Origin of the sequence: Paenibacillus lupini (genome assembly GCF_011761355.1) — a bacterium.
Lineage (GTDB): Bacteria > Bacillota > Bacilli > Paenibacillales > Paenibacillaceae > Pristimantibacillus > Pristimantibacillus lupini.
Genome location: NZ_JAASRW010000002.1, coordinates 204,931 through 225,345 on the forward strand (window position 1 = coordinate 204,931; position 20,415 = coordinate 225,345).

The following is a 20,415-nucleotide window of genomic DNA, read 5'->3' on the forward strand; positions in this document are numbered from 1 at the left end:
CGTCATTTGCATGACGTATAAGATAGCCTTTTCTATTAGTTCTTTAACTGTAGATTACGGTCAATAAGTGCTATTCTCTGCTCGACACAAGCATACGAGCGAAGCGGGTCTTCTGGTGTATTCATAGCATAATCCAGCAACTGATCAACTGTTGTTGTTGCCACATGGCAGCGAGTATCCGAGGAAGCGTAATAGATAAACACATCACCGTTATCCTGCGCAATGACACCGTTGCAGAATACAACGTTCGAAACGTCGCCTACACGCTCAATGCCTTCAGGTGCGATGAAATGGCCGCCTGGACGATGACTGACAATGTTAGGACGATCCAGCTCAGACAGGAATACATACAAGACATAACGTAAGCCAGCAGCGGTGTTGCGGACACCGTGGGCAATATGCAGCCAGCCTTTGTCAGTCTTAATTGGTGCAGGTCCTTGTCCATTCTTGACTTCCTTAATAGTGTGGTAATGACGCTGATCAACAATCATCTCATTCTCGATAACAGCGTTCTCGATCGAATGGGACAGCCCCCAGCCAATCCCGCCTCCTGAACCGGCATCAATAAATCCGTCCTGCGGTCTTGTATAGAAGGCATATTGACCATCAATAAATTCGGGATGGAGAACAACATTACGCTGCTGATTGGAGCTGGTTTTTAAGTCTGCAAGACGCTCCCATGATTTTAAATCTTTGGTACGGACAATGCCGCATTGGGCTATTGCACTTGAGAGATCGCCGGGAGGAGCTTGCGGATCCTTACGCTCCGTACAGAACAGGCCATAAATCCAGCCGTCCTCATGCTTGACCAGACGCATATCGTATACGTTCGTATCAGGAACTTCCGTTTCCGGCAGCACAACAGGATGGTCCCAGAAGCGGAAGCCGTCTACGCCAGTAGAGCTTTCGGCAACGGCAAAGAACGATTTTCGATCATTGCCTTCCACACGGGCTACCAAATAAAATTTACCGTTTAACGCGATAGCACCAGGGTTGAATACACAGTTAACGCCAATGCGCTCCATGAAATAAGGATTGGTCTCCGGATTAAAATCATATGTCCAGATGAGAGGAGCATGTTCCGCTGTTAGTACGGGATTCTCGTAACGGTCGAAGATACCGTTGCCAAGAGCAGCTTTCTTATTCGGAAGGGAGATTAGTGCTTCATACTGGGAAGTAAGGTTTTCTTTGCGAATCGTAAACAGGTTGTTCATGATAGGATTCCTCCAGATTATATAATAGTTGGATTAATGGGCAAGGCGTTCAATCATCTCAAAGCAAGCTCTTCCGTTGTGATAAGGACATTTCCAAGCGCCAACCTTCTGGTGACCATCGGTTGGAGTACCGTCCTTTGTGACGCTCCAGTACCATTCGCCATTCACTCGGTCGATCAGGAAGTTCTGGATGAATGTCCAAGAAGCTTTCGCTGCCTCGGCATATCGTTCATCTCCTGTTAATTGGTAGGCATTGTAGAAACCAACAACGGCTTCTGCCTGCGGCCACCAATCTCTATTCGAATCGATTAACCCAGAGCTGTCAGCTTCATTAGGGACACCGCCGTCTTCATCGATTCCTTCACGAAGTGTTGCTTCGGCCATCTGTACGGCAACCGCTTTAACCTTCTCAAGTAAAGCTTCATCACCAAGTACTTCTGCCGCTTCGTGCAGCAGCCAGCTGCCTTCAATATCGTGGCCATAGGATATATGCCCGGATTTGCTATCCCATTTTTCGTTGAAAAAGAGCTTGAAATGGCCTGTGCTTTGATCTACGATGTGGTCCATTGTGACCACAATAAGCTCGCTGAGCGAATGACGAAGCGCTTCGTCCGGCCATACTCGGTATAAATTCGTATACCCTTCGAGCACGTGGAGATGAGTATTCATCGATTTCTTCTCATTTAAGTCTTTGTTGCTGAGGCTGAGCTCGCTGGTCTCGCTCCAATCCTCGGCAAGTGCTTCAATATAGCCAAGATGTACGGAATCCCGTCCATACTTTTCGATAAGTTGATACAAGCTAACTGCTTCTTCCAGCGCTTCTGTGTTCCCAGTTGCCCGGTTATACTCAGACCAGGCGTAGATCGCGAAGGCTTGACCATAGATCTGCTTCTTGGAAGATACCGGATTGCCTTCTCTATCCAGCATCCAATAAAGCCCGCCATGAGACCTATCGATAAAATGTTCTTTAATATACTGATAAGCCCGATTAGCAGCAGCTAAATATTCTTTTTTTCCGAACAGTCGATAAGCCGAAGAGAAGGTCCACAGGATTCTTGTATTTAAGACAAGGCTCTTATCAGCCTCAGCTGTAAAGGTCATATCTTGCATGATTTCTCCAACAAATCCTCCGAATTGCTCATCACGCGTATGCTTCAGCCAGAAAGAGAGGATATTCTCGTCGAGTTCCTTCTGAATCTCGGCCGCCCATTGCTGTTTCTTCTGTGTTGATAAGGTCATGCTTTTGATTCCCCCTAAATTTGTTAGCATAACAAAAATATATTTGTTATTATGATTAAACCGTATTAAATAAGGTTTGGCAATAGGTTTTTAGAAAATTTAACGAGTGGATCGATAGACTGAGGTCGATTCGTTATTATTTGTTGTTATAATCGTGCTAACGAACTAACTTTGCTAACAGTAATAACAAAGTCCTTTGAATACTAACAACTTATCGTATAATGGAAAGAACGGATCAAGCGACGGGGGAAAGTGAAAGTGACGAAAAAAGTTACGATGCAGCAAATAGCGGATCATATAGGGGTATCTAAATATGTGGTTTCCAAGGCGCTCTCTGGTAAAGGAGGCGTCAGCGAAGCGACGAAGGAGCGGGTTATTGAGGTTGCTTCCCAGCTTGGCTATTTTGCTCAGAACAGTGGGTATGTAAAGCCTGGCAAGCCCGGGCAAGAGGATAACAAGTTTCCAGAAGCAGCGATAAAGCAGTCCGTACTTGTGCTTATGCCGAATATCCGGTTCCAGACAAGAGAGTCGGTATATTGGGGCCGTATTCTGGACGGGATAGCAAGCCGGCTGGAGGAAAAGGGCATCGGTGTCGTGATCGTCATGGAGCAGAAAGTCGAAGGTTTTATGCAACTGCTGAAGCCGGAAGGTATTCTGGGCATGATTGGGGTTGGCGAGATTGCTTCATCCATGTTGTTAGAAGTTCATCGCCTTGGCGTACCGATGGTGCTGGTTGATCATGAGGATGCACTAATCCCGACCGATACGGTATATGTGAACAATTATGATTGTATGTACCGGATGACAAAGCATCTCATTGGACTTGGTCATCGAAGGATCAGTTTTATCGGCAATGAAAGATACTCCCGCAGCTTCTTCGACCGCTGGAACGGGTTCCGCCAAGCGATGGAGGAATTTAATCTTTGGGACAAGCAGGATCATCTGACCGAGCTTGAGATCATGGAGCATTATGACGAGCCTATCCAAGCATGGCTGCATCGCCGCAAGAAACAGCAGCAACTGCCAACTGCCTTGGTCTGTGCTAATGACTCCATTGCAATTGACTCATATAGAGCGATGCGTGAGCTGGGAATTGAGACGAATAGTCATATCTCTGTGACTGGCTTTGATAATATTGATGATTCTGCGAGGCATTCCCCTACCATAACAACCGTAAATGTACCAAAGGAATGGCTTGGGTCACGTGCTGTCGATAAGCTGCTTGAACGAATAGAACGGCCGAAAGATCCGCTTGAGAAGCTTATGATCCTAGGCGAGCTGGTCTATCGGCAGTCAATAAGTGCGGTGAAACAATAGTTAAGATTGATGGGGGTTGTCCCAATAGCCATTTATGGCATCGGGACAGCCCCTTGTGCGTGTAGAGAAACTTTTTCTTTGCATCGAAGCAGCTAACGAATCTACATCACGTTATTTGCTCGAAATGGATGGTTTTGAATTTCTAACGAATCCTCATAATGCTATTCTCTGCATTAGCTCATCTTTTTACCACTAACTAGCCAAATATACCGTTACCAGGATTCGTTAGATCTGTGAAGCCGCTGTTTTTCGCCAAATAAGCATCTGACGATTCGTTAGTGTGGGGTGGCCACGACACTAGGATGGATAGTCCCTGAGTCGCTATTTTTACTAATCGGCTTGACTTGGAGTTCACTCCAGCATATATACTTCATCTGTAACACTTTTCGATGCAGTTATTCTTAAAAATAGAGGAGTAGTGAAACCATGTGTCAATCTCATGTTTTAAGTGTCTCACATGCAAAAGCACCATTTGAAAAAACAACCATCGAGCGCAGAGCCTTGCGTCCGGATGATATTCTTATCGATATCAAGTTCAGCGGTATTTGCCACTCTGACATTCATACCGCTTTTGGTGAATGGGGCGAGTCGATTTTCCCGCTGGTACCTGGTCATGAAATTGCTGGTATTGTAGAAGCCGTTGGTTCTGCAGTTAAAAACTTTGCTGTTGGCGATCGTGTTGGTGTAGGCTGCTTTGTGGATTCCTGTGGGGAATGTGAATACTGTCTCCAAGGCGAAGAGCAATTTTGCACAAAAGGTGTGGTGAGTACCTATAATTCACTAGACTATGATGGCCAGCCAACTCATGGCGGCTACAGCCAAAAGATCGTTGTGACGGAGCGATTTGTTGTCCGTATCCCAGATGCTCTGGAGCTTGATGTGGCAAGCCCACTGTTATGCGCAGGCATTACAACATACTCACCTCTTAAGCATTGGAATGCTGGTCCAGGCAAAAAAGTAGCTATCGTAGGCATGGGTGGACTAGGTCATCTGGCTGTTCAATACGCACATGCTTTGGGCGCAGAAGTAACTGTACTCAGTCAGTCGATGAGCAAGAAAGAAGAAGCACTGGTCTTTGGTGCAGATCATTACTATGCAACAAGTGACCCTACTACTTTTAAAGAGCTGGCGAACAGCTTTGATCTCATTCTGAATACCGTATCCGCTAATTTGAACGTGGATGCTTATCTCTCGTTGCTTCGCGTGGATGGCACGCTTGTTAATGTAGGCGCACCTAGCGAAGCAGATACCTATCATGCATTCTCCTTGATTATGCAGCGCCGCAATCTTGCGGGTTCGCTTGTTGGCGGGATCCGTCAGACGCAGGAGATGCTCGACTTCTCTGCTGAGCATGGCATCAAGCCGCAAATTGAGCGGATTAGCGCGGATCAAGTAGATGAAGCGTATCAGCGTGTGCTGAAGAGCGATGTCCGCTATCGGTTTGTTATTGATATTTCTACGCTATAAGCTGGGAAACAGAGGGGATTGACGGTCAAGTCTTGACTTGGAGTCCACTCCAGGCGGTAAACTATAAGAAATAGATTATTTCTTGGGGGGACAATCCGTATGAGAATGGCCGAGGTAAGTGCTAAGTATGAGCTGTCACAAGATACGCTCCGTTATTATGAGCGGATCGGACTCATTCCTCCTGTTAACCGCAATAACAATGGCATTAGAGAATATAACGAAGATAATTTAAGATGGGTTGAATTCATTAAATGTATGCGGAGTGCAGGTCTTCCCATCGAGGCATTAATTGAATATGTAAACATGTTTCAACAAGGGGATAGCACCTTAAGTGCAAGAAAAGAGCTGCTGATCGAGCAGCGGGAGCAGCTTCGTCTCCGGATAGAAGAGATGGTCCAAACGATGGGGCGGCTTGACTCCAAGATCCAGAATTATGATCAATCGTTACATGAAACAGAGAAAACATTATCCAGACCTTAACGAAAGAGGTCGGTTGAAAGCAGCCATTGGCTGCTTTTTCTTTTTGTTCTTTCTTTATTTTTTCTGCACAAAAGCCCAAAAATAGACAAAAATAGCGACTTCATACTGGTATTTTTGGGAGTTAAGTAGGATGTGAAGGAGAAGTGCAGGAAGTAAAATCGAGAGCGTGGAGCCCTTATCAGATGAAGTGCTCCACCTTTTTGAAGGATTAAGAAACCGGTTTCATGAAACCGTTTTCTTAAACGTACGAATTCATCCATTTAAGGGGGAAGACGATTGAAACCGTTCAAGCTTAAGAAACGCACCGCTGCTGCGCTGCTCGGTACTGTAATCAGTGTTACCTCATTCGGAAGTCCAATTTATGCTGTAGAGGCAGCGAAACCGTCAGTCACGTATGATGCTGTGGTTAATGTGGACGCCTCAAAAACGTTCCAAACGATTGATAACTTCGGAGCATCTGACGCATGGTCGATGGAACAGCTCGGGAAGAATTGGACAGAAGCAAATAAATCACGTGTGGCGGATCTGCTTTTCTCAAGAGATAAGGGGATTGGCTTAACTGCTTGGCGTTTCAATATTGGCGCAGGCTCTACGGAGACGGACAAAACCATTATCACAGATCCATGGCGTCGTGTGGAAACCTTCAAATCTGCGGAGAACGCAGCTTATGATTGGAGCAAGCAGGCCGGACAGCAATGGTTCCTGAAGGCAGCCAAAGATAGAGGTGTTGATACTCTTATTGGCTTCGTTAACAGCCCGCCGGTATGGATGACGAAGAATGGCCATGCCCAGCCAGATTCAACAGTTGGTTCAACGAACTTGAAGGAAGGCTATGAAGATGAGTTTGCTACCTTCCTGACAGATGTTATTGAACATTTCAAGAAGCAAGGCATTAATCTTAACTACATCAGTCCGATCAATGAACCAACCTGGGATTGGAATAAAGCCGGCCAGGAAGGCAACCGTTATAACAATGACGATATAAAGCGAGTAATTCTTGAACTTTACAGCCAACTGAAGGCTAAAGGGATAAATACACAGATCAGTGCACCGGATGGTGTCGAAATTACGGCTCTGCTAGATGATGAAGTCTTCAAATCGTTCTCAGGGCAAGAGAAATATACAGGTGGTTCGAATAGCCTTGGCGTTGGCAAATACCGTGAATACATTAAAGATCTGCTTGGTGATCCAGAGCTGCAGGAAGCGGTTGGCCATCATATTGCTGCTCATTCCTACTGGGGTGATTACAGCAAACCGGGTGATGACCGATATGGGACATTAAGAGATCTGCTGTTCTCCAATTTGAACAAATATGATCAACAAGCGGTCTATTGGATGAGCGAATATTGTATTCTTGGGGATTACGGTCCTGGACGGGACCTCGGCATTGATCCTGCTCTCTATATTGCCAAGACCATTCATTTTGATTTGTCCAAAGCGAATGCCTCCGCATGGCAGTGGTGGACGGCTGTATCTGCAGGGGATTACAAGGACGGTCTGATCTATACTGACTACCACAACCCAGGCGATGAACAAAATATTCTTACTTCCAAAATGTTCTGGACGCTTGGCAACTACAGTAAATTTATCCGTCCAGGTGCTGAGCGTATCGCTTTGACTGGACTCGATGAAGATGCTCGTAACGGAGCATTATTGGGTTCGGCATACAAACATGACAAAGAAAATACAGTCACGACGGTATTCGTCAACGATAGTGCAAAAGAGCAGCATATTAAAGTGGAATTAAGCGGCATCGATAAACATGAAGAGGTTAATGTGCTGAAGCCGTACGTGACTTCGGCTGACAAAGATTTAACAAGAGGTGCAGATATCCCTGCTTCGGCAGACGGTTCATTTGATGCTGTCATTCCTGCTCGTTCAATCGTAACGTTGAATGGCGATGTTGTGAAAGAGAACAAGAAACCGGATGCTCCGCAGATTGTGAATGTTCAGACACTGAACAAAGGACTGAAGGTAGATTTTAAAGCTCCAAAAGGTGCTTATAAATACGAAGTGGAATATGGCATCAAGAATGATAAAAAGGTACTGAAATTAGCGAACATGACGACGGATTCGTTTGTTCTGCAAGGTCTGAAGAATGATGAACAGTATGATGTGACAGTCCGTGCGGGCAATGACGACGGATTTGGCCCTCCATCCAAACGTGTATATGGAACGCCTAAGCTGCTTGCTCCTACAGGTGTAGAAGCTGCGGGGAACGATGGTGGTTTTACCGTTACGTACGATACACAAATCGGTGTACCATCTTACCGTGTTCGTTATGGCACCAAGCAAGGGAATTATGACAAGCAATATGTGACGCAAGAAATCAATGGAAAAATTCAAATTAACGGACTTACAAACGGATCCATTTATTACGGCGTAGTGGAAGCGGTAGACGGCAAGAACACAAGTAAACCAACATCCGAGTTTAAAGTAAAACCGGATATTGCAGCGCCAGGTAAGCTTGTCGTTATACCAGGCAATGGGGAGGCTCTTCTTACCTTTGGTTCCGTCGATGGAGCGACTGGTTACACGGTACAAACTTCGCTGAACAATAATGTCCAGCAGATTAGCAGGAATAAGATGGTACTGACCGGGCTAACAAACGGTAAAGCTGCAACCATTCGTGTATCGACAATTGGCAAAGGCGGTAAAGGTACTGGCTATGCCGAAACGTCGGTGACACCAGCTAATAGTGAAATCCGCATCAAGGATGATTTTACAAGTGGTAATCTCACTGGCTACAAGCAGGATGTAAGCAAGTGGGTTATGGAAGATGGTTTGCTGAAGCATGTTTCCGGCGGTAATAACCGTGGTGAGATAGGCGTTAACAATCTGACGGTGATTGACGGGACAATTACAGCAGTTGCGAAGCATGCTTTAGGTGAAGCGGATTGGGGCGTTACTTTCCGCGGCGGCAGCTACTCGAAAGGCTACATGTTTGGTTACGAGAACGGCATTCTGGTCCTTCGCCGGGATGGCCAGAACCTAGCCGATGCTGTTCCTTTCTCAGCAAAATTAGGTGAGTATTATAAAATGGATGTCCGGTTGGATGGTCAGCATATTCAGGCTTATCTCGACGGGAAATTGATCTTTGATGTAAAAGATTCGGTGTACACGAGTGGACGTGTTGGTCTTCATAGCTGGGCCGATGCACAATTCGCTTATCTGCAAGCAGCAAGAGAACCACAAAACCTGACTTCAAGCCCGGAAATTTACCAGATCAAAGAGGGCTCTGAGCAAGTTGTCTTGCACTTTAGAGAGGTCGACGGAGCAGACTCCTATGTGATTAGATATGCTCCAGTTTCTGGAGGAGCCTCCACAGAAGTTGCAGCTACTCCGGGGTCTTCTATTGTAACGGATCTCCAAAACGATACGGCTTATTCGTTTAAAGTCGTTGCGATTCGGGGCGCGGTAGCGTCGGAGTCAGCAGCAATGGATGCAACACCTAATCAGAATAATAATGTCGTATACTACGCCGATGCTGGTGACGGAACACCAAGTCAGATTGAGGACGGCGAAGTGCTTGGCATTCTTCAATCGCAAGAAGAACAGGAATACAGCGTTGATCCAATCACGGGTATGAAGTGGGGTTACGAGGCGGATAACGGACAGACATGGGCTCAGACTTCTCCTGTAGATGCTTATGAGACGATCCGTCAATATGACGGCAATGAGAATGGCAAAGGGATCGCTTACCGCTTCCAACTGCCTAACGGAACGTACAAGGTGACAGTTGGCTTCTATGATCCGTGGAAGTCCAGCGACCGGAATATGAACCTTACGATTAATGGAGAAACGGTATTGACCAATTATGTCATTGGCTCGAATCGTGAATCGAAAGAATACGATAATATTACCGTGACTGGCGGCGAGATTATTGTAAAAGCGGTTAAAGCAGGCAACTCCAAGCCGATGATCGCCTGGGTTAAGATCGAGAAGTAAGATGGAATCACCAAGGAAGAGGCATGTGCAACCCGCACATGCCTCTTTAATTATTTGGAGTGAATTTTTTCAACCAGCTCCTAATGCGTCCACTTATGTGCCGGATATTGATAAGATCGCGATTGCCGCTCCTACGAATTAATAGTAGATAGGTGATAATAAAAGGAGTTGGTGGGAAGCCTACAGAATTCTATTCTCATAATTATTATGAAGGGGAGGGGATGTGATGTTCGAGGAGTTAAATATGGTGGATCTGATTAACGAATCACGAGATCCGATAGTTGTATTAATGTGCGGTATAGCTGGTTCGGGAAAAACAACCTTTTCACAATATTTAGAAAAGAATGGATATGTACGTCTATCTATTGATGAGGAAGTGTGGTCTGTAAATGGCCGATATGGAATTGATTATGACACTGGAAAATATAGAGAGCACTTGGATGAAGCGCATGAACGATTACGTAATAAGCTGGTACAGTTAATGAAAGATAAAAAGCAGATTGTGATTGATTCTAGCTTTTGGAACCGATCCAATAGGGATGAATACAAACGTCTCATAGAAAGTCATGAAGGAAAATGGAAGCTTATTTACCTAAAAGTACATCCTGACGAATTACGAAAACGTCTTAAGATACGAAGCCAGCGTTTTGATGCAAATGCAGCCTTCCCTATAACCGAAGAGATATTAACCTCTTATATTCATGGGTTTGAGGAACCAAGAGATGAGGGTGAAATGGTTATAGAATTGTAGTTTACGACAAACAAAAGCTTGTTGAGTTCTCCTCAACAAGCTTTTGTTTGTCTGCCTAGCTTATAATTCCACAGTCTGATTGAGCTCCGTACCTTCTGTATTTTTCCCCATCAGTTTATTGAACAAGAACTTCACCATCTTGAACTTATTGCCGGAATCCCAATACTCGGCTGTCTCGGCATTGACCTTGATCAGAACGAGGTTCGGATCATCATAGGTGGTTTCCAGTAGTTCTTCGTAAGCCTTATTCCAAAACTCTTTTACCTTCTCGGCGCTTTCCACGAGTTCGGCTTCACCTCGGATAGATACGAAGGATTTGTCTGCATAAGCTACGTTAACTTGCTTGTTCCGGAACAGCTCATGGAATTTCCCAGTGTCTTTCTTCGTAAGAAACCACAGAGTGCCGTCAAACTCGACATCCTGCGTTTTCATCGGGCGCGAGACGAGGCCCTCTTCCGATACCGTTGTGAGCATTGCGATTTCTATGTCTTTAATTAACTCACGGACCTTCTCAACCGCTTCTTGGTGGTTTGTGTTTGTATTCATTCTCATCACCTCGTCTGAAATTTATGTATCGATATAGTATTACACAAGCTGAGCTGGTCCAAACCACATGTGAAGACAATGGGTAAGCAGTAGATTACAGCGGATAGCACAATAGGTTAGTTTTTAGACGATATAGATTATTGTTGTTGAGTAAATGGATGTTTATAATCTGGGTGAATATCTGAAGATCGTCCTACGGACATCGAGAGGAGTACACGAATGCTTATGGAAGCCTATTTATTCGTGCATTTTAAGGAAAAGACAACCCCTGACGGCGAGCAGGTATACTTTGCACTTAGTACGGACGGATTTAACTGGGAACAGATAAACGGCGGACAACCTGTTCTTTGGAGTGAACAAGGAGATAAAGGTGTTCGGGATCATACCATCGTGCGAACCAAATCCGGTAAATTTTTTATCCTTGCGACCGACCTCAGCCTAGCGAATCATTTTAATGGCAAGTACAAAGGGAGCTGGGAGAACATCGTTAGAGAGGGAAGTAAATGCCTTTCTTTGTGGGAATCGGATGATCTCGTGAACTGGTCAGAGCAGCGAATGATTCATTTAGGCGATGACAATTTTGGCTGTCTGTGGGCACCGGATGTGTTGTACGATCAGCGTGAGGAAGATTATGTCCTTCATTGGTCCTCGTCTCATGCCTCCAATGACTACGGGCATAAATCGATTTATTACTCCCGGACAAAGGATTTTGAGAGCTTTACGAAACCACAGCTGCTGTACCAAAAGGAAGACAGCGGAGTTATAGATTCTGCTGTTTACGAAGATAACGGCAAGTTCTATCGGTTCGTGAAAAGTGAAGCAAATCCTCATGGCGTTATTTTGCAAAAGGGAGATTCACTGACTGGTGAGTACATAACCGTTGATGCTTTTAATGCGGAAATGAGAAAGCTCGGCAGCAGTGCTTATGAAGCTCCTACTGCCTATAAGCTCAAGAATGGCAAATGGTGCCTGATGCTCGACTTCTTTGGTGTCCAAGGTGAAGGGCAGGGCTATGTCCCTTTTGTAGCAGATGAGATGGACAGCGGGGTATTTATCCGATCCGATGAAAGCTTCAGTTTCCCATACCGATTCAAGCACGGCACCGTGCTTTCTATTACGATGGAAGAGTACAACCGAATGAAAGAAGGGCTTTCTCCCAGAGCATGATAGGTAAGGTTTTATTGAATTCAAGTGAATTTATCTATTGGGTTGGTAAATGGAAAGTTTAAAAGCTGATAGGAGAAGAGGAATAAATAAAATGAAAGCACCTTTATTTCGGGATCCGATATTTGACGGCGCGGCTGATCCAGTCGTTGTATGGAACAGGGAAGCGCAGGAATGGTGGATGATCTATACCAACCGCAGAGCGACAGCAGAAGGAGAAACATTCGCCTGGGTGCATGGCACGGACCTTGGTGTTGCTTCTTCTCGGGACGGCGGCAGCAGCTGGCTGTACCGTGGAACACTGCAGGGGCTGGATATTGAATGGGGCAGCAATACATTCTGGGCGCCGGAGATTTATTGGCATGACGGCTTGTACCATATGTACGTCAGCTATATACAGGGAGTACCAACTACATGGTCAGGCCATAAGCGCGATATGATGCATTATACGAGCCCGAATCTGCTGAATTGGACGTTCTGCTCCAAGCTTGAACTGAGCTCGGATCGGGTGATCGATGCCTGCATTCATGAGCTGACTGGCGGCGGCTTTCGTATGTGGTACAAGGATGAGGCGAACCAATCGCATACCTATGCGGCAGACAGTAAAGACCTGTACCATTGGAAGGTTGTTGGACCGGTCATTACAGAGCGTGGCCACGAAGGGCCAAATGTGTTTTGGTTCAAAGGCTTCTACTGGATGATCGTGGACGAGTGGAGAGGGCAAGGCGTATTCCGATCTGACAATCTAGATACGTGGGAACGGAATGGGCTTATTCTTGATCAGCCTGGTACACGCGAGGATGATGGAACAATCGGCCTACATGCAGATGTTGTTGTGCAAGGAGCGCAAGCCTTCATTTTCTACTTCACACATCCCGGAAGAAAAGAAGAGCTGAAGCAGGAAGGAATGGAAGGCAGGTACGAAAGCCGCCGCTCCTCCATCCAGGCTGCCCGGCTTGACGTTGTAGACGGTGTTCTTGTATGTAACCGCGATGAATCGTTCGAGATCGAGCTTCTGCCGGTGGGTTAAGGGCAATGAGCGGAACAGCATTTACAAAAAAGGGAATTATTCGTATTATAATAAGCAACTATTCAAATGCAATGACGAGAAGAGTAAGGGAATAGCGTACTCATACAGAGAGCTCCGGCAGCTGAGAAGGAGCAGAGAACCGTTCCCCGAACCAAGTCTCTGAGCAGCATGCTGGATCCGTAACTGGTGATAGCATGACGGGAGCTCCCGTTACAGTGCTAGAGTATAAGCATTGCAAGCAATGCCGTACTTGAAGAGTTTAATATGGCAACATATTAATAAACTGGGGTGGCACCGCGAAACTTCGTCCCCAAGACATAACTGTCTTGGAGGTGAAGTTTTTTTTGTTTTCTTTCTGAGTCTCAGTTGTTTCTATTCCAAAAGGAGGAATATGCAATGGATAACGAACATTTAGCGGATCACCACATGTTTAGACTTATCAATGAGGAGCTGGAGCAAAAGCCTTTCAGCAGGGAAATGTGTACACGGTTCCCACCTGAGCCTAATGGCTATCTTCATATAGGGAGCGCGTATGCGATCCATATGAATTATAAGATAGCTGAACACTATAACGGAGCTTTTCATTTACGATTTGATGATACCAATCCACTTAAAGAAGATATTGAGTTTGTGAACGCGATTATTGAGGACATCAAATGGCTTGGATACGATCCGAAAAATCACATTTACTATGGATCGGATTATGCAGACGTGATCTGCAAGGCAGCCATTTCGTTAATCGAGCAAGGTAAAGCTTATGTTTGTGATCTATCCCCAGACCAATTATCAGAGTATCGCGGAACATTAACGGAGCCGGGGCGGAACAGTCCTTATCGGGATCGTTCGGTAGAGGAAAATCTGGAGCTGTTTGAGCGTATGAAAAATGGAGCTTTTCCTGCTGGATCCAAGGTTTTACGCGCAAAAATAAATATGGCCTCGCCGAATATGAATCTGCGAGATCCGGTTTTATATCGGATTATTTACGCCGAGCATTACAGAACCAAGCATGATTGGTGCATATATCCGATGTACGATTTTGCCCATCCGATACAAGATGCGATTGAAGGAATCACCTATTCTTTATGTTCGATTGAATTTAAAGATCACCGGCCCTTGTACGAATGGGTTCTGAATGAATTGGAGATTGCAGAGCCTCCGCGGCAAAGAGAGTTTGGTCGTCTAAGCTTAACAGGCGTTGTTACGAGTAAACGTTTTTTGAGGCAGCTGGTGGAAGGTTGCTACGTGGAAGGCTGGGATGACCCTAGACTTCCAACCATTCGAGGTTTAAGGCGAAGAGGTTACACCTCAGAAAGCATACGTACCTTTATTGAAGAAATCGGGAGTATCCGAACGCAAAGTACCGTAGACATTTCGCTGCTGGACCATTTTACCAGGCAGGATCTGAAAGGAAAATCGGTCAGCATCATGGCTGTTATGCAGCCTTTAAAGGTTGTCATTACGAACTACCCGGAAGAGGAAGTAGAGTTGTTATCGATTGAAAACAACAGCGAGAATGAGGCACTGGGAAAGAGAGAGGTTCCTTTCTCAAGAACGATTTATATCGAACGGGACGATTTTATGGAGGAGCCAGTCAAGGGGTTTCACCGGCTTAGTCCAAATGGTGAGGTAAGGCTTAAAGGAGCTTATTTTATCAGATGCGAAGAAGTAATGAAAGATCCCGATACAGGTGAGATTATTGAGCTGCGTTGTACCTACGATCCAGCTACAAAGAGTGGATCAGGATTCACTGGGCGTAAAGTGAAGGGGACGATTCATTGGATCTCGGCCAACCATTGTGTAAAGGCGGATGTTAATCTGTATGAGAAACTGCTTCTAGATGAAGACCTCCCAAAAGACAGCGAAGATTGGACAACAAAGCTGAATCCTGAATCATTGGTACGAAAAAAGGATGTTCTTATGGAAGCATGGGTTAAACATGCCGGTCCCGAGGAAAAATTTCAGTTCTTACGTCATGGATATTTTTGCGTCGATAGGAAGGAAGGGGATAGTGATCGAATAGTGTTTAATCGGATCGTATCCTTGAAGGATTCTTGGAATAAACCTAAAACTTGATAAACAATATCTATAGTTGAGATAAAAACATTAAAGCATTGTTTATCAACCAAACATGATATCATACCACTATCTGGAAAAGGTGGTGTGTGTTATGGATCTCCATGGACTTTCCGATCGATTTAAACTTTTTGCAGAAAGAGAATGCAAGGATTTAAGTCGTTTATATGAACACTTGGCACGACATATTGCTAATGAACCCTGGCTTCTAGAGCTTGCCGCTCATTCGAAGTCAGGGCAACCCATACCTAATCTCTTGTTTGGGGCTGTTCATTATTTGCTGTTGAAGGGGACGGAACATGAACTTGCTCAGTATTATGCAAGCCTTGTAAAAGAACCGAAGGAATCTTCCGGTGCCTTTAAGTGGTTTAGACTATTTTGCAAACAGTATGAGAATGAGATTATTCCTATCCTGGAAACCAAGCTGGTACAGACTAATGAAGTACGACGCTGCGCTTATTTGTATCCTAGTTTTTGCTATATTCATAGGCTCACAAGAAAGCCGTTATCGCTTATAGAAATTGGTACTAGTGCAGGGTTACAGCTGCTCTGGGATAAATACAGCTACTCCTATCACTCATCACCAGTGTATGGTAATGAGCATACCTCTCTGAACATCACATCAGAAATTAAAGGCAACAAACAGCCTTTTCTATTCAAAAAAAGTCCTCCTGTAGCCTCCAGAATCGGGATCGATCTCCATGTAAATAACCTAAATCACGCAGAAGATTATCTTTGGCTAAAAGCATTAATTTGGCCGGAGCATAAAGAAAGAATTGCTTATTTTCAAGCAGCAGCTGAATGTTTAACGAGTTACCAAGTTGAATTAGTAGAGGGAAATGGGGTTGAGCTTCTTCCACACATGATCTCGAAAATATCTGATGACTCCACCATTTGTATTTTTCATACACATGTTGCTAATCAAATTCCACTAGAAGAGAAGATTAGGCTATGTGAGTATATTGAGGCGCTTGGTAAACAAAGAGATGTGTTTCACCTTTATAACAATATGTGGGATACGGACCTTCATCTCGATTATTATTTTAATGGTACAGAACATAAGATCACACTTGCTGAAACAGAGGGTCACGGCCGATGGTTTAAGTGGAAAATAATATAGAAAGGTGAGATCAAAATGTTGTCTGTCAATGAGAAGCTGGAACAATATATTAGCAGCTACATGGAATTGTGGGATGTCTTTGGTGTTGTTCAGGTAATTAAAAGAGGTGAAGTACTGTTTGAACAATCGTATGGCTATGCAAATTTGGAGTGGGGGATTACAAATGACATCCATACCTGCTTCGCTCTTGCTTCCATATCCAAACAGTTTACGGCCTTTGCCACTATGATTCTATACGATAAGGGATTAATTGATCTAGATAGATCTGCGCAATTGTACCTTCCTGCAGAGTTGCAGATCGATGAATCAATTACCGTACATCATTTATTGTCGCATACTTCCGGATTGTATAACTTTTATAATTTTGAAAATGATTTCTTCGCCGCATACAACAAGTTGGAATACTCGCGACATGATTATTATGAGCAATATATCAGTAAACAGCCTGTAAAATCAGCAGGCACGGCATTTGATTACAACAACTCCAACTATAATCTGCTTGCATGGATCATTGAACACGTATCCGGAGAAAAGTTTGATGATTTTATTCACAATCATATCTTTGCTCCCTTGGAAATGAGGAACAGCGTTGTTGATGATAGCAGCAAACTAATTAAGAACAGGGCAAGTAATTATACGAAAGACTTTAGTTTCACTGTTAAAATTCCCTATCATAACGAAAAGTTCAGCATTGGTGCAGGCGCTATCGTATCTAACTGCGAAGATTTATTGAAATGGTACAACTGTCTGCGGGATCGTAAGCTTTTATCGTCGAATACGTATACGAGGTTCTTCCAGGAGAATAGCAGCCATTACTGCTATGGCTTGGAGCATCACCACATTTATGGTACGGACAGGTATTCCCATGGGGGAGATCATCTCGGAGTAGCCACCTACATGCAGCATTATTACGATGAAGATATTTGCATCATCATTCTTTCTAATAATGAGGAGAGCAATCAATATAGGCTCGGTAACGCGATTTCAGATATTTTACATCAGGTTGAGGTAGAGGCTCCTGCTAAACATAAAGAGATTCCAATCAGCGAAAATATGCTTAAACCATATTGCGGAACCTACTTGAAGGATAAGATCCAGATTGAACTTATTAATCAGAAGCTATATTTCACTAGATTTGCTGGAAACCATCATATCGAGATTTACCCCGTAGGCGAAGGATTATTTGCCCGCAGATATTCGGATCAGATCCATCCGTATAGAATTGCTAAGAATGATGAAGGGAAAATGACGTTTTTTGGATATAGGAAGGAATCGGTAACAGAGTCATAAGGGAGGTTTGAAGCCTGAAGACTTTATATGGAGTATATTCATTTTTTAATGGGAATCCAATATCAAAATATAAATTCAAACATGATGCTAGTCATTATCTAGAAATGACATACATCGATAAAACATATAAAATTGAAGAAGTTTATTTTAGTTTTAGGCTCTGTTTTCGTTTATTGTTGATTTTTGATTAAAAAGAAAACCACCCACTGAAAGGCGGTTAATTTAACTATTGTTTACCGAGGGAGCTTGTTATAATTGCCTGTGAAGGGCAATGACTGGAGCATCATGCTACGGAACTACAATGACCTGAGACAATTTTCCATTTCCCGATACGACACTGCCAAACACGAGTGTAATAGAACTCGCCTTCAAATGGAGTTCCGAATATACCAGTTAAAGTCACTCGTGTAACGGTTACGGCTAACATATCAAAGAGTCTAATTCTTTGGTCCAAAATATCAATTTCAGTAATTTTCAAGTTTCCTGAACGGTGGGCTTTAAGATCCATTTCTTTTGATAAAATTTCTCCGAAATGATTAACGAAGATAAGGTCGTCAGCGATCAGTTCATCTAACACTTCTACATTGCTGGATAGCATTGCTGACCGAAGACGTTCTTCACAAGCAATGATTATGGTTTCATCCACAAAAAAACCTCCCATTCGTTTAGAAAGAAAAAGATGTTTGGCGAAGACTGGTGTTTGTCTCATTTACAGTAAAGAGACAAGAGGCGACCAGCATATTTTTCTTATTCGACGTTGTATTCTCGTATTCCTTGCTGTCTAAGTAACTGAACCAGCTTCATCCAGTTTCGATGTCCGAATACGTCCACGTCCAAGAACACCTGAGAAAGTCATCTTTTGACGATCACGAGCAACCAAAACACATACTTGATCGTTGCTAATGCCACGATATTTAGCTTTGCCACCATGCTTACGAGACTTGCGATCAGAGATATTCTTTTTGCCCTTTTCAGAGAACAAGAAATACGTCTCATCCATTTCGACGAATCGAACCCAAAGATGAGGTCTTCTGGTAAGTTGAAGTGGGGTATTCGTGAGATCGTTGAAGGTTAGACGGCAGGATTTACAGCGGTAACGTTGACGTTTGACCTCTCCAGTACGAGTTTTAATAACGTACTTTCCAAATCGCACAACAAAGTGGCTGTCACAATGCGGACAAACTTTATGCTTTTGTTCCTGGATTTCATAAATAGCCCGATTTGGAACTTTATTCGGTACATATTAACGATGACGGGATCATGACGGATAGTTATAAGCCCTGAGGTAGACGAACGAAGCATCGTTACATAACTAACGAAAGAGTAGGTTGTAATTAAAGGAAGTAGATGCCACGGCAGCTGCTTCCTTTTTTATTGCGCTTTGCAAGCAGGGTTCTAAAAAAGTTAGAACTGTTTGGCAGATCAGCGTGCTGATAACTTAGAAGTAAGGAAACAATAGAGGGGGATTCCTATGATGCAAAGATCGACGGCGGCTGCAGCTTATGCGACCTCAAAAATAGCGGCTGCAGGACTAGTTTTTCTTGGATTTCTCGTTATAGTCGGCGGTTTTGATGCTTATCAGATGTCTCAGCTAACTCACGAATTACCAGTGTGGCAATATATATATGGTTATGCCATCTTGTTTTCTGTGTTGGTGGACATAGCGCTATACAATTGTAAACCAGCCCCGTATAAAAAGATAATCATGGTGCTGCTTTATATACTCGGAGGGTATGTTCCTTTTTTGTTCTGGTTTCCAAATCAGTGGATGTTGAGTCTAATCGCTGGGCTGTGTGGAGTGACTTGTTCGCTTGCGTTTCTTGTTGCGACTTACTTATTTCGCAGATGGCGGCTCTACAAAGCAGTTGCAGCTATATTGCTTCTAGTCGTTGCGGTCTATGTATCTGTGACTGATTCCACGGAAGTTAAGCTGTGGTCAGAGACGAGAACTATAGATGGTTATCATGCGGAATTCGCTTTTTTTAATGGGCAAAAAAAGATTCCAATTACCCTCGAAAAGGGGCAAACATTGTCCTATCATATAAATTGGAAGGTCACGAATGGAGGCGGCTATGGCACTTACTTAGATGCAAAGGGAGGCAATTACACTAGCAATACCACTGATAGTGGAGATTGGATCACCTATCAAGTAGAGATGCCATCAACAGTGAGCATCGTCGTTAGCGGTGATCAGGCGCAAGGCGAACTCACGATAAAATGGAAAATAACCAACTAATAATTGGTATAGTATGCAAAATATGCGCAACCTCCGTAGTGGATTTAGCGTTAAATGAATACAAGGGGGGAATTATGACACGAATTTTACTAGGAGGAGACCATCCATGCTTGATATTAATAGAATTAAAGAGCTAATTCCTCATAGATATCCCTTTTTATTGGTTGATCAAATTTTGGAACTTGTTGAAGGGCAGAGGGCAGTTGGAATTAAGAATGTAACCTACAATGAACCCTGTATCCTTGGTCATTTTCCGGACTATCCTGTTATGCCTGGCGTCTTAATTGTAGAAGCACTAGCACAGGTAGGTGGTATCGTGATGTCAAATAGTGAGAGTAGTATCGTTAAGATAGGTTTATTGACGGGTATAGATAATTGCCGCTTCAAAAAACAAGTGAAACCGGGAGATCAACTCCATCTTGTATTTGAAGTGACTCGAGTAAAGGGACAAATCGTTAAAGGAAAGGGCATCGCCACGGTAAGCAATGAATTAGTTTGTGAAGCTGAAATTATGTTTGCATTCAGTTCAATCTTGTAATT

Annotated in this window: 17 protein-coding genes, 1 pseudogene and 1 other annotated feature; of the genes and pseudogenes, 13 read left to right on the forward strand and 5 right to left on the reverse strand. The window is 43.9% G+C overall.

What is annotated here, in order from left to right:
- Positions 1-35: 35 nt before the first annotated feature.
- Together FHS17_RS06610 and FHS17_RS06615 are read right to left on the reverse strand one after the other, a co-directional pair.
- Entirely contained in the window at positions 36-1,214 is a 1,179-nt protein-coding gene (locus FHS17_RS06610) for a glycoside hydrolase family 130 protein (protein WP_167276991.1), read from the reverse strand.
- A gap of 33 nt (positions 1,215-1,247) precedes the next feature.
- Positions 1,248-2,453, reverse strand: a complete 1,206-nt coding sequence (locus FHS17_RS06615; RefSeq protein WP_167276994.1) for an AGE family epimerase/isomerase — start codon at positions 2,451-2,453, stop codon at positions 1,248-1,250.
- Positions 2,454-2,711: 258 nt separating this feature from the next.
- On the opposite strand from FHS17_RS06615, the gene FHS17_RS06620 reads away from it, so the two are divergent.
- From FHS17_RS06620 to FHS17_RS06640, 5 genes are all read left to right on the forward strand, one after another.
- Positions 2,712-3,770, forward strand: coding sequence for a substrate-binding domain-containing protein (locus FHS17_RS06620; RefSeq protein ID WP_167276999.1), 1,059 nt, complete (start codon positions 2,712-2,714; stop codon positions 3,768-3,770).
- A 426-nt stretch (positions 3,771-4,196) separates the two neighbouring features.
- Positions 4,197-5,237, forward strand: coding sequence for an NAD(P)-dependent alcohol dehydrogenase (locus tag FHS17_RS06625; RefSeq protein WP_167277002.1), 1,041 nt, complete (start codon positions 4,197-4,199; stop codon positions 5,235-5,237).
- A gap of 99 nt (positions 5,238-5,336) precedes the next feature.
- Positions 5,337-5,717: a MerR family transcriptional regulator gene (locus FHS17_RS06630; protein WP_167277006.1), complete on the forward strand. Its 381-nt coding sequence runs from the start codon at positions 5,337-5,339 to the stop codon at positions 5,715-5,717.
- 276 nt (positions 5,718-5,993) lie between these two features.
- Positions 5,994-9,665, forward strand: a complete 3,672-nt coding sequence (locus FHS17_RS06635; RefSeq protein ID WP_167277010.1) for a glycoside hydrolase — start codon at positions 5,994-5,996, stop codon at positions 9,663-9,665.
- 226 nt (positions 9,666-9,891) lie between these two features.
- Entirely contained in the window at positions 9,892-10,416 is a 525-nt protein-coding gene (locus FHS17_RS06640) for a P-loop nucleotide/nucleoside kinase family protein (RefSeq protein WP_167277014.1), read from the forward strand.
- A gap of 60 nt (positions 10,417-10,476) precedes the next feature.
- Here the strand turns inward: FHS17_RS06640 and FHS17_RS06645 are convergent, their stop codons facing one another.
- A complete protein-coding gene (locus tag FHS17_RS06645) occupies positions 10,477-10,962 on the reverse strand; it encodes a pyridoxamine 5'-phosphate oxidase family protein (RefSeq protein WP_415639857.1) in 486 nt (161 codons plus the stop codon).
- Positions 10,963-11,181: 219 nt separating this feature from the next.
- On the opposite strand from FHS17_RS06645, the gene FHS17_RS06650 reads away from it, so the two are divergent.
- The 6 genes from FHS17_RS06650 to FHS17_RS31290 all read left to right on the forward strand — a co-directional run bounded on the left by FHS17_RS06650 (position 11,182) and on the right by FHS17_RS31290 (position 17,830).
- The gene (locus FHS17_RS06650; protein ID WP_243865227.1) at positions 11,182-12,129 is read left to right on the forward strand and encodes a glycoside hydrolase family 43 protein; all 948 of its coding nucleotides are present in this window, start codon (positions 11,182-11,184) and stop codon (positions 12,127-12,129) included.
- A gap of 91 nt (positions 12,130-12,220) precedes the next feature.
- Positions 12,221-13,156, forward strand: coding sequence for a glycoside hydrolase family protein (locus tag FHS17_RS06655; RefSeq protein WP_167277022.1), 936 nt, complete (start codon positions 12,221-12,223; stop codon positions 13,154-13,156).
- A 62-nt stretch (positions 13,157-13,218) separates the two neighbouring features.
- Positions 13,219-13,471 (forward strand) — a binding site (T-box leader).
- 81 nt (positions 13,472-13,552) lie between these two features.
- Positions 13,553-15,229, forward strand: a complete 1,677-nt coding sequence (locus FHS17_RS06660; protein WP_167277025.1) for a glutamine--tRNA ligase/YqeY domain fusion protein — start codon at positions 13,553-13,555, stop codon at positions 15,227-15,229.
- A 94-nt stretch (positions 15,230-15,323) separates the two neighbouring features.
- Positions 15,324-16,349, forward strand: coding sequence for a DUF2332 domain-containing protein (locus FHS17_RS06665; protein ID WP_167277028.1), 1,026 nt, complete (start codon positions 15,324-15,326; stop codon positions 16,347-16,349).
- Positions 16,350-16,364: 15 nt separating this feature from the next.
- Entirely contained in the window at positions 16,365-17,639 is a 1,275-nt protein-coding gene (locus tag FHS17_RS06670) for a serine hydrolase domain-containing protein (protein WP_167277032.1), read from the forward strand.
- A 14-nt stretch (positions 17,640-17,653) separates the two neighbouring features.
- Positions 17,654-17,830, forward strand: coding sequence for a YfjL-like protein (locus tag FHS17_RS31290; protein WP_462931737.1), 177 nt, complete (start codon positions 17,654-17,656; stop codon positions 17,828-17,830).
- 92 nt (positions 17,831-17,922) lie between these two features.
- Here the strand turns inward: FHS17_RS31290 and FHS17_RS06675 are convergent, their stop codons facing one another.
- The gene (locus FHS17_RS06675) at positions 17,923-18,285 is read right to left on the reverse strand and encodes a DUF4440 domain-containing protein (RefSeq protein WP_167277035.1); all 363 of its coding nucleotides are present in this window, start codon (positions 18,283-18,285) and stop codon (positions 17,923-17,925) included.
- A 150-nt stretch (positions 18,286-18,435) separates the two neighbouring features.
- Positions 18,436-18,846: pseudogene (locus FHS17_RS06680) on the reverse strand (transposase); the annotation flags it as partial.
- Between the two features lie 264 nt (positions 18,847-19,110).
- On the opposite strand from FHS17_RS06680, the gene FHS17_RS06685 reads away from it, so the two are divergent.
- Positions 19,111-19,875 carry a hypothetical protein gene (locus FHS17_RS06685; protein WP_167277038.1) on the forward strand — a complete coding sequence of 255 codons (765 nt, stop codon included), beginning with the start codon at positions 19,111-19,113 and terminating at the stop codon, positions 19,873-19,875.
- 106 nt (positions 19,876-19,981) lie between these two features.
- Positions 19,982-20,413 (forward strand): 3-hydroxyacyl-ACP dehydratase FabZ, encoded by a 432-nt coding sequence (fabZ, locus tag FHS17_RS06690; protein ID WP_167277041.1) that lies wholly within the window; start codon positions 19,982-19,984, stop codon positions 20,411-20,413.
- The last annotated feature ends 2 nt before the right edge of the window (positions 20,414-20,415 follow it).

What these genes read in the sequence shown, in the direction of transcription:
- FHS17_RS06610 (WP_167276991.1), bottom strand. Translation starts at nt 1,214, where the DNA reads ATGAACAACCTGTTTACGATTCGCAAAGAAAACCTTACTTCCCAGTAT.
- FHS17_RS06615 (WP_167276994.1), bottom strand. Translation starts at nt 2,453, where the DNA reads ATGACCTTATCAACACAGAAGAAACAGCAATGGGCGGCCGAGATTCAG.
- FHS17_RS06625 (WP_167277002.1), top strand. Translation starts at nt 4,197, where the DNA reads ATGTGTCAATCTCATGTTTTAAGTGTCTCACATGCAAAAGCACCATTT.
- FHS17_RS06630 (WP_167277006.1), top strand. Translation starts at nt 5,337, where the DNA reads ATGAGAATGGCCGAGGTAAGTGCTAAGTATGAGCTGTCACAAGATACG.
- FHS17_RS06640 (WP_167277014.1), top strand. Translation starts at nt 9,892, where the DNA reads ATGTTCGAGGAGTTAAATATGGTGGATCTGATTAACGAATCACGAGAT.
- FHS17_RS06645 (WP_415639857.1), bottom strand. Translation starts at nt 10,962, where the DNA reads ATGAATACAAACACAAACCACCAAGAAGCGGTTGAGAAGGTCCGTGAG.
- FHS17_RS06650 (WP_243865227.1), top strand. Translation starts at nt 11,182, where the DNA reads ATGCTTATGGAAGCCTATTTATTCGTGCATTTTAAGGAAAAGACAACC.
- FHS17_RS06655 (WP_167277022.1), top strand. Translation starts at nt 12,221, where the DNA reads ATGAAAGCACCTTTATTTCGGGATCCGATATTTGACGGCGCGGCTGAT.
- FHS17_RS06660 (WP_167277025.1), top strand. Translation starts at nt 13,553, where the DNA reads ATGGATAACGAACATTTAGCGGATCACCACATGTTTAGACTTATCAAT.
- FHS17_RS06665 (WP_167277028.1), top strand. Translation starts at nt 15,324, where the DNA reads ATGGATCTCCATGGACTTTCCGATCGATTTAAACTTTTTGCAGAAAGA.
- FHS17_RS06670 (WP_167277032.1), top strand. Translation starts at nt 16,365, where the DNA reads ATGTTGTCTGTCAATGAGAAGCTGGAACAATATATTAGCAGCTACATG.
- FHS17_RS06685 (WP_167277038.1), top strand. Translation starts at nt 19,111, where the DNA reads ATGATGCAAAGATCGACGGCGGCTGCAGCTTATGCGACCTCAAAAATA.
- fabZ (WP_167277041.1), top strand. Translation starts at nt 19,982, where the DNA reads ATGCTTGATATTAATAGAATTAAAGAGCTAATTCCTCATAGATATCCC.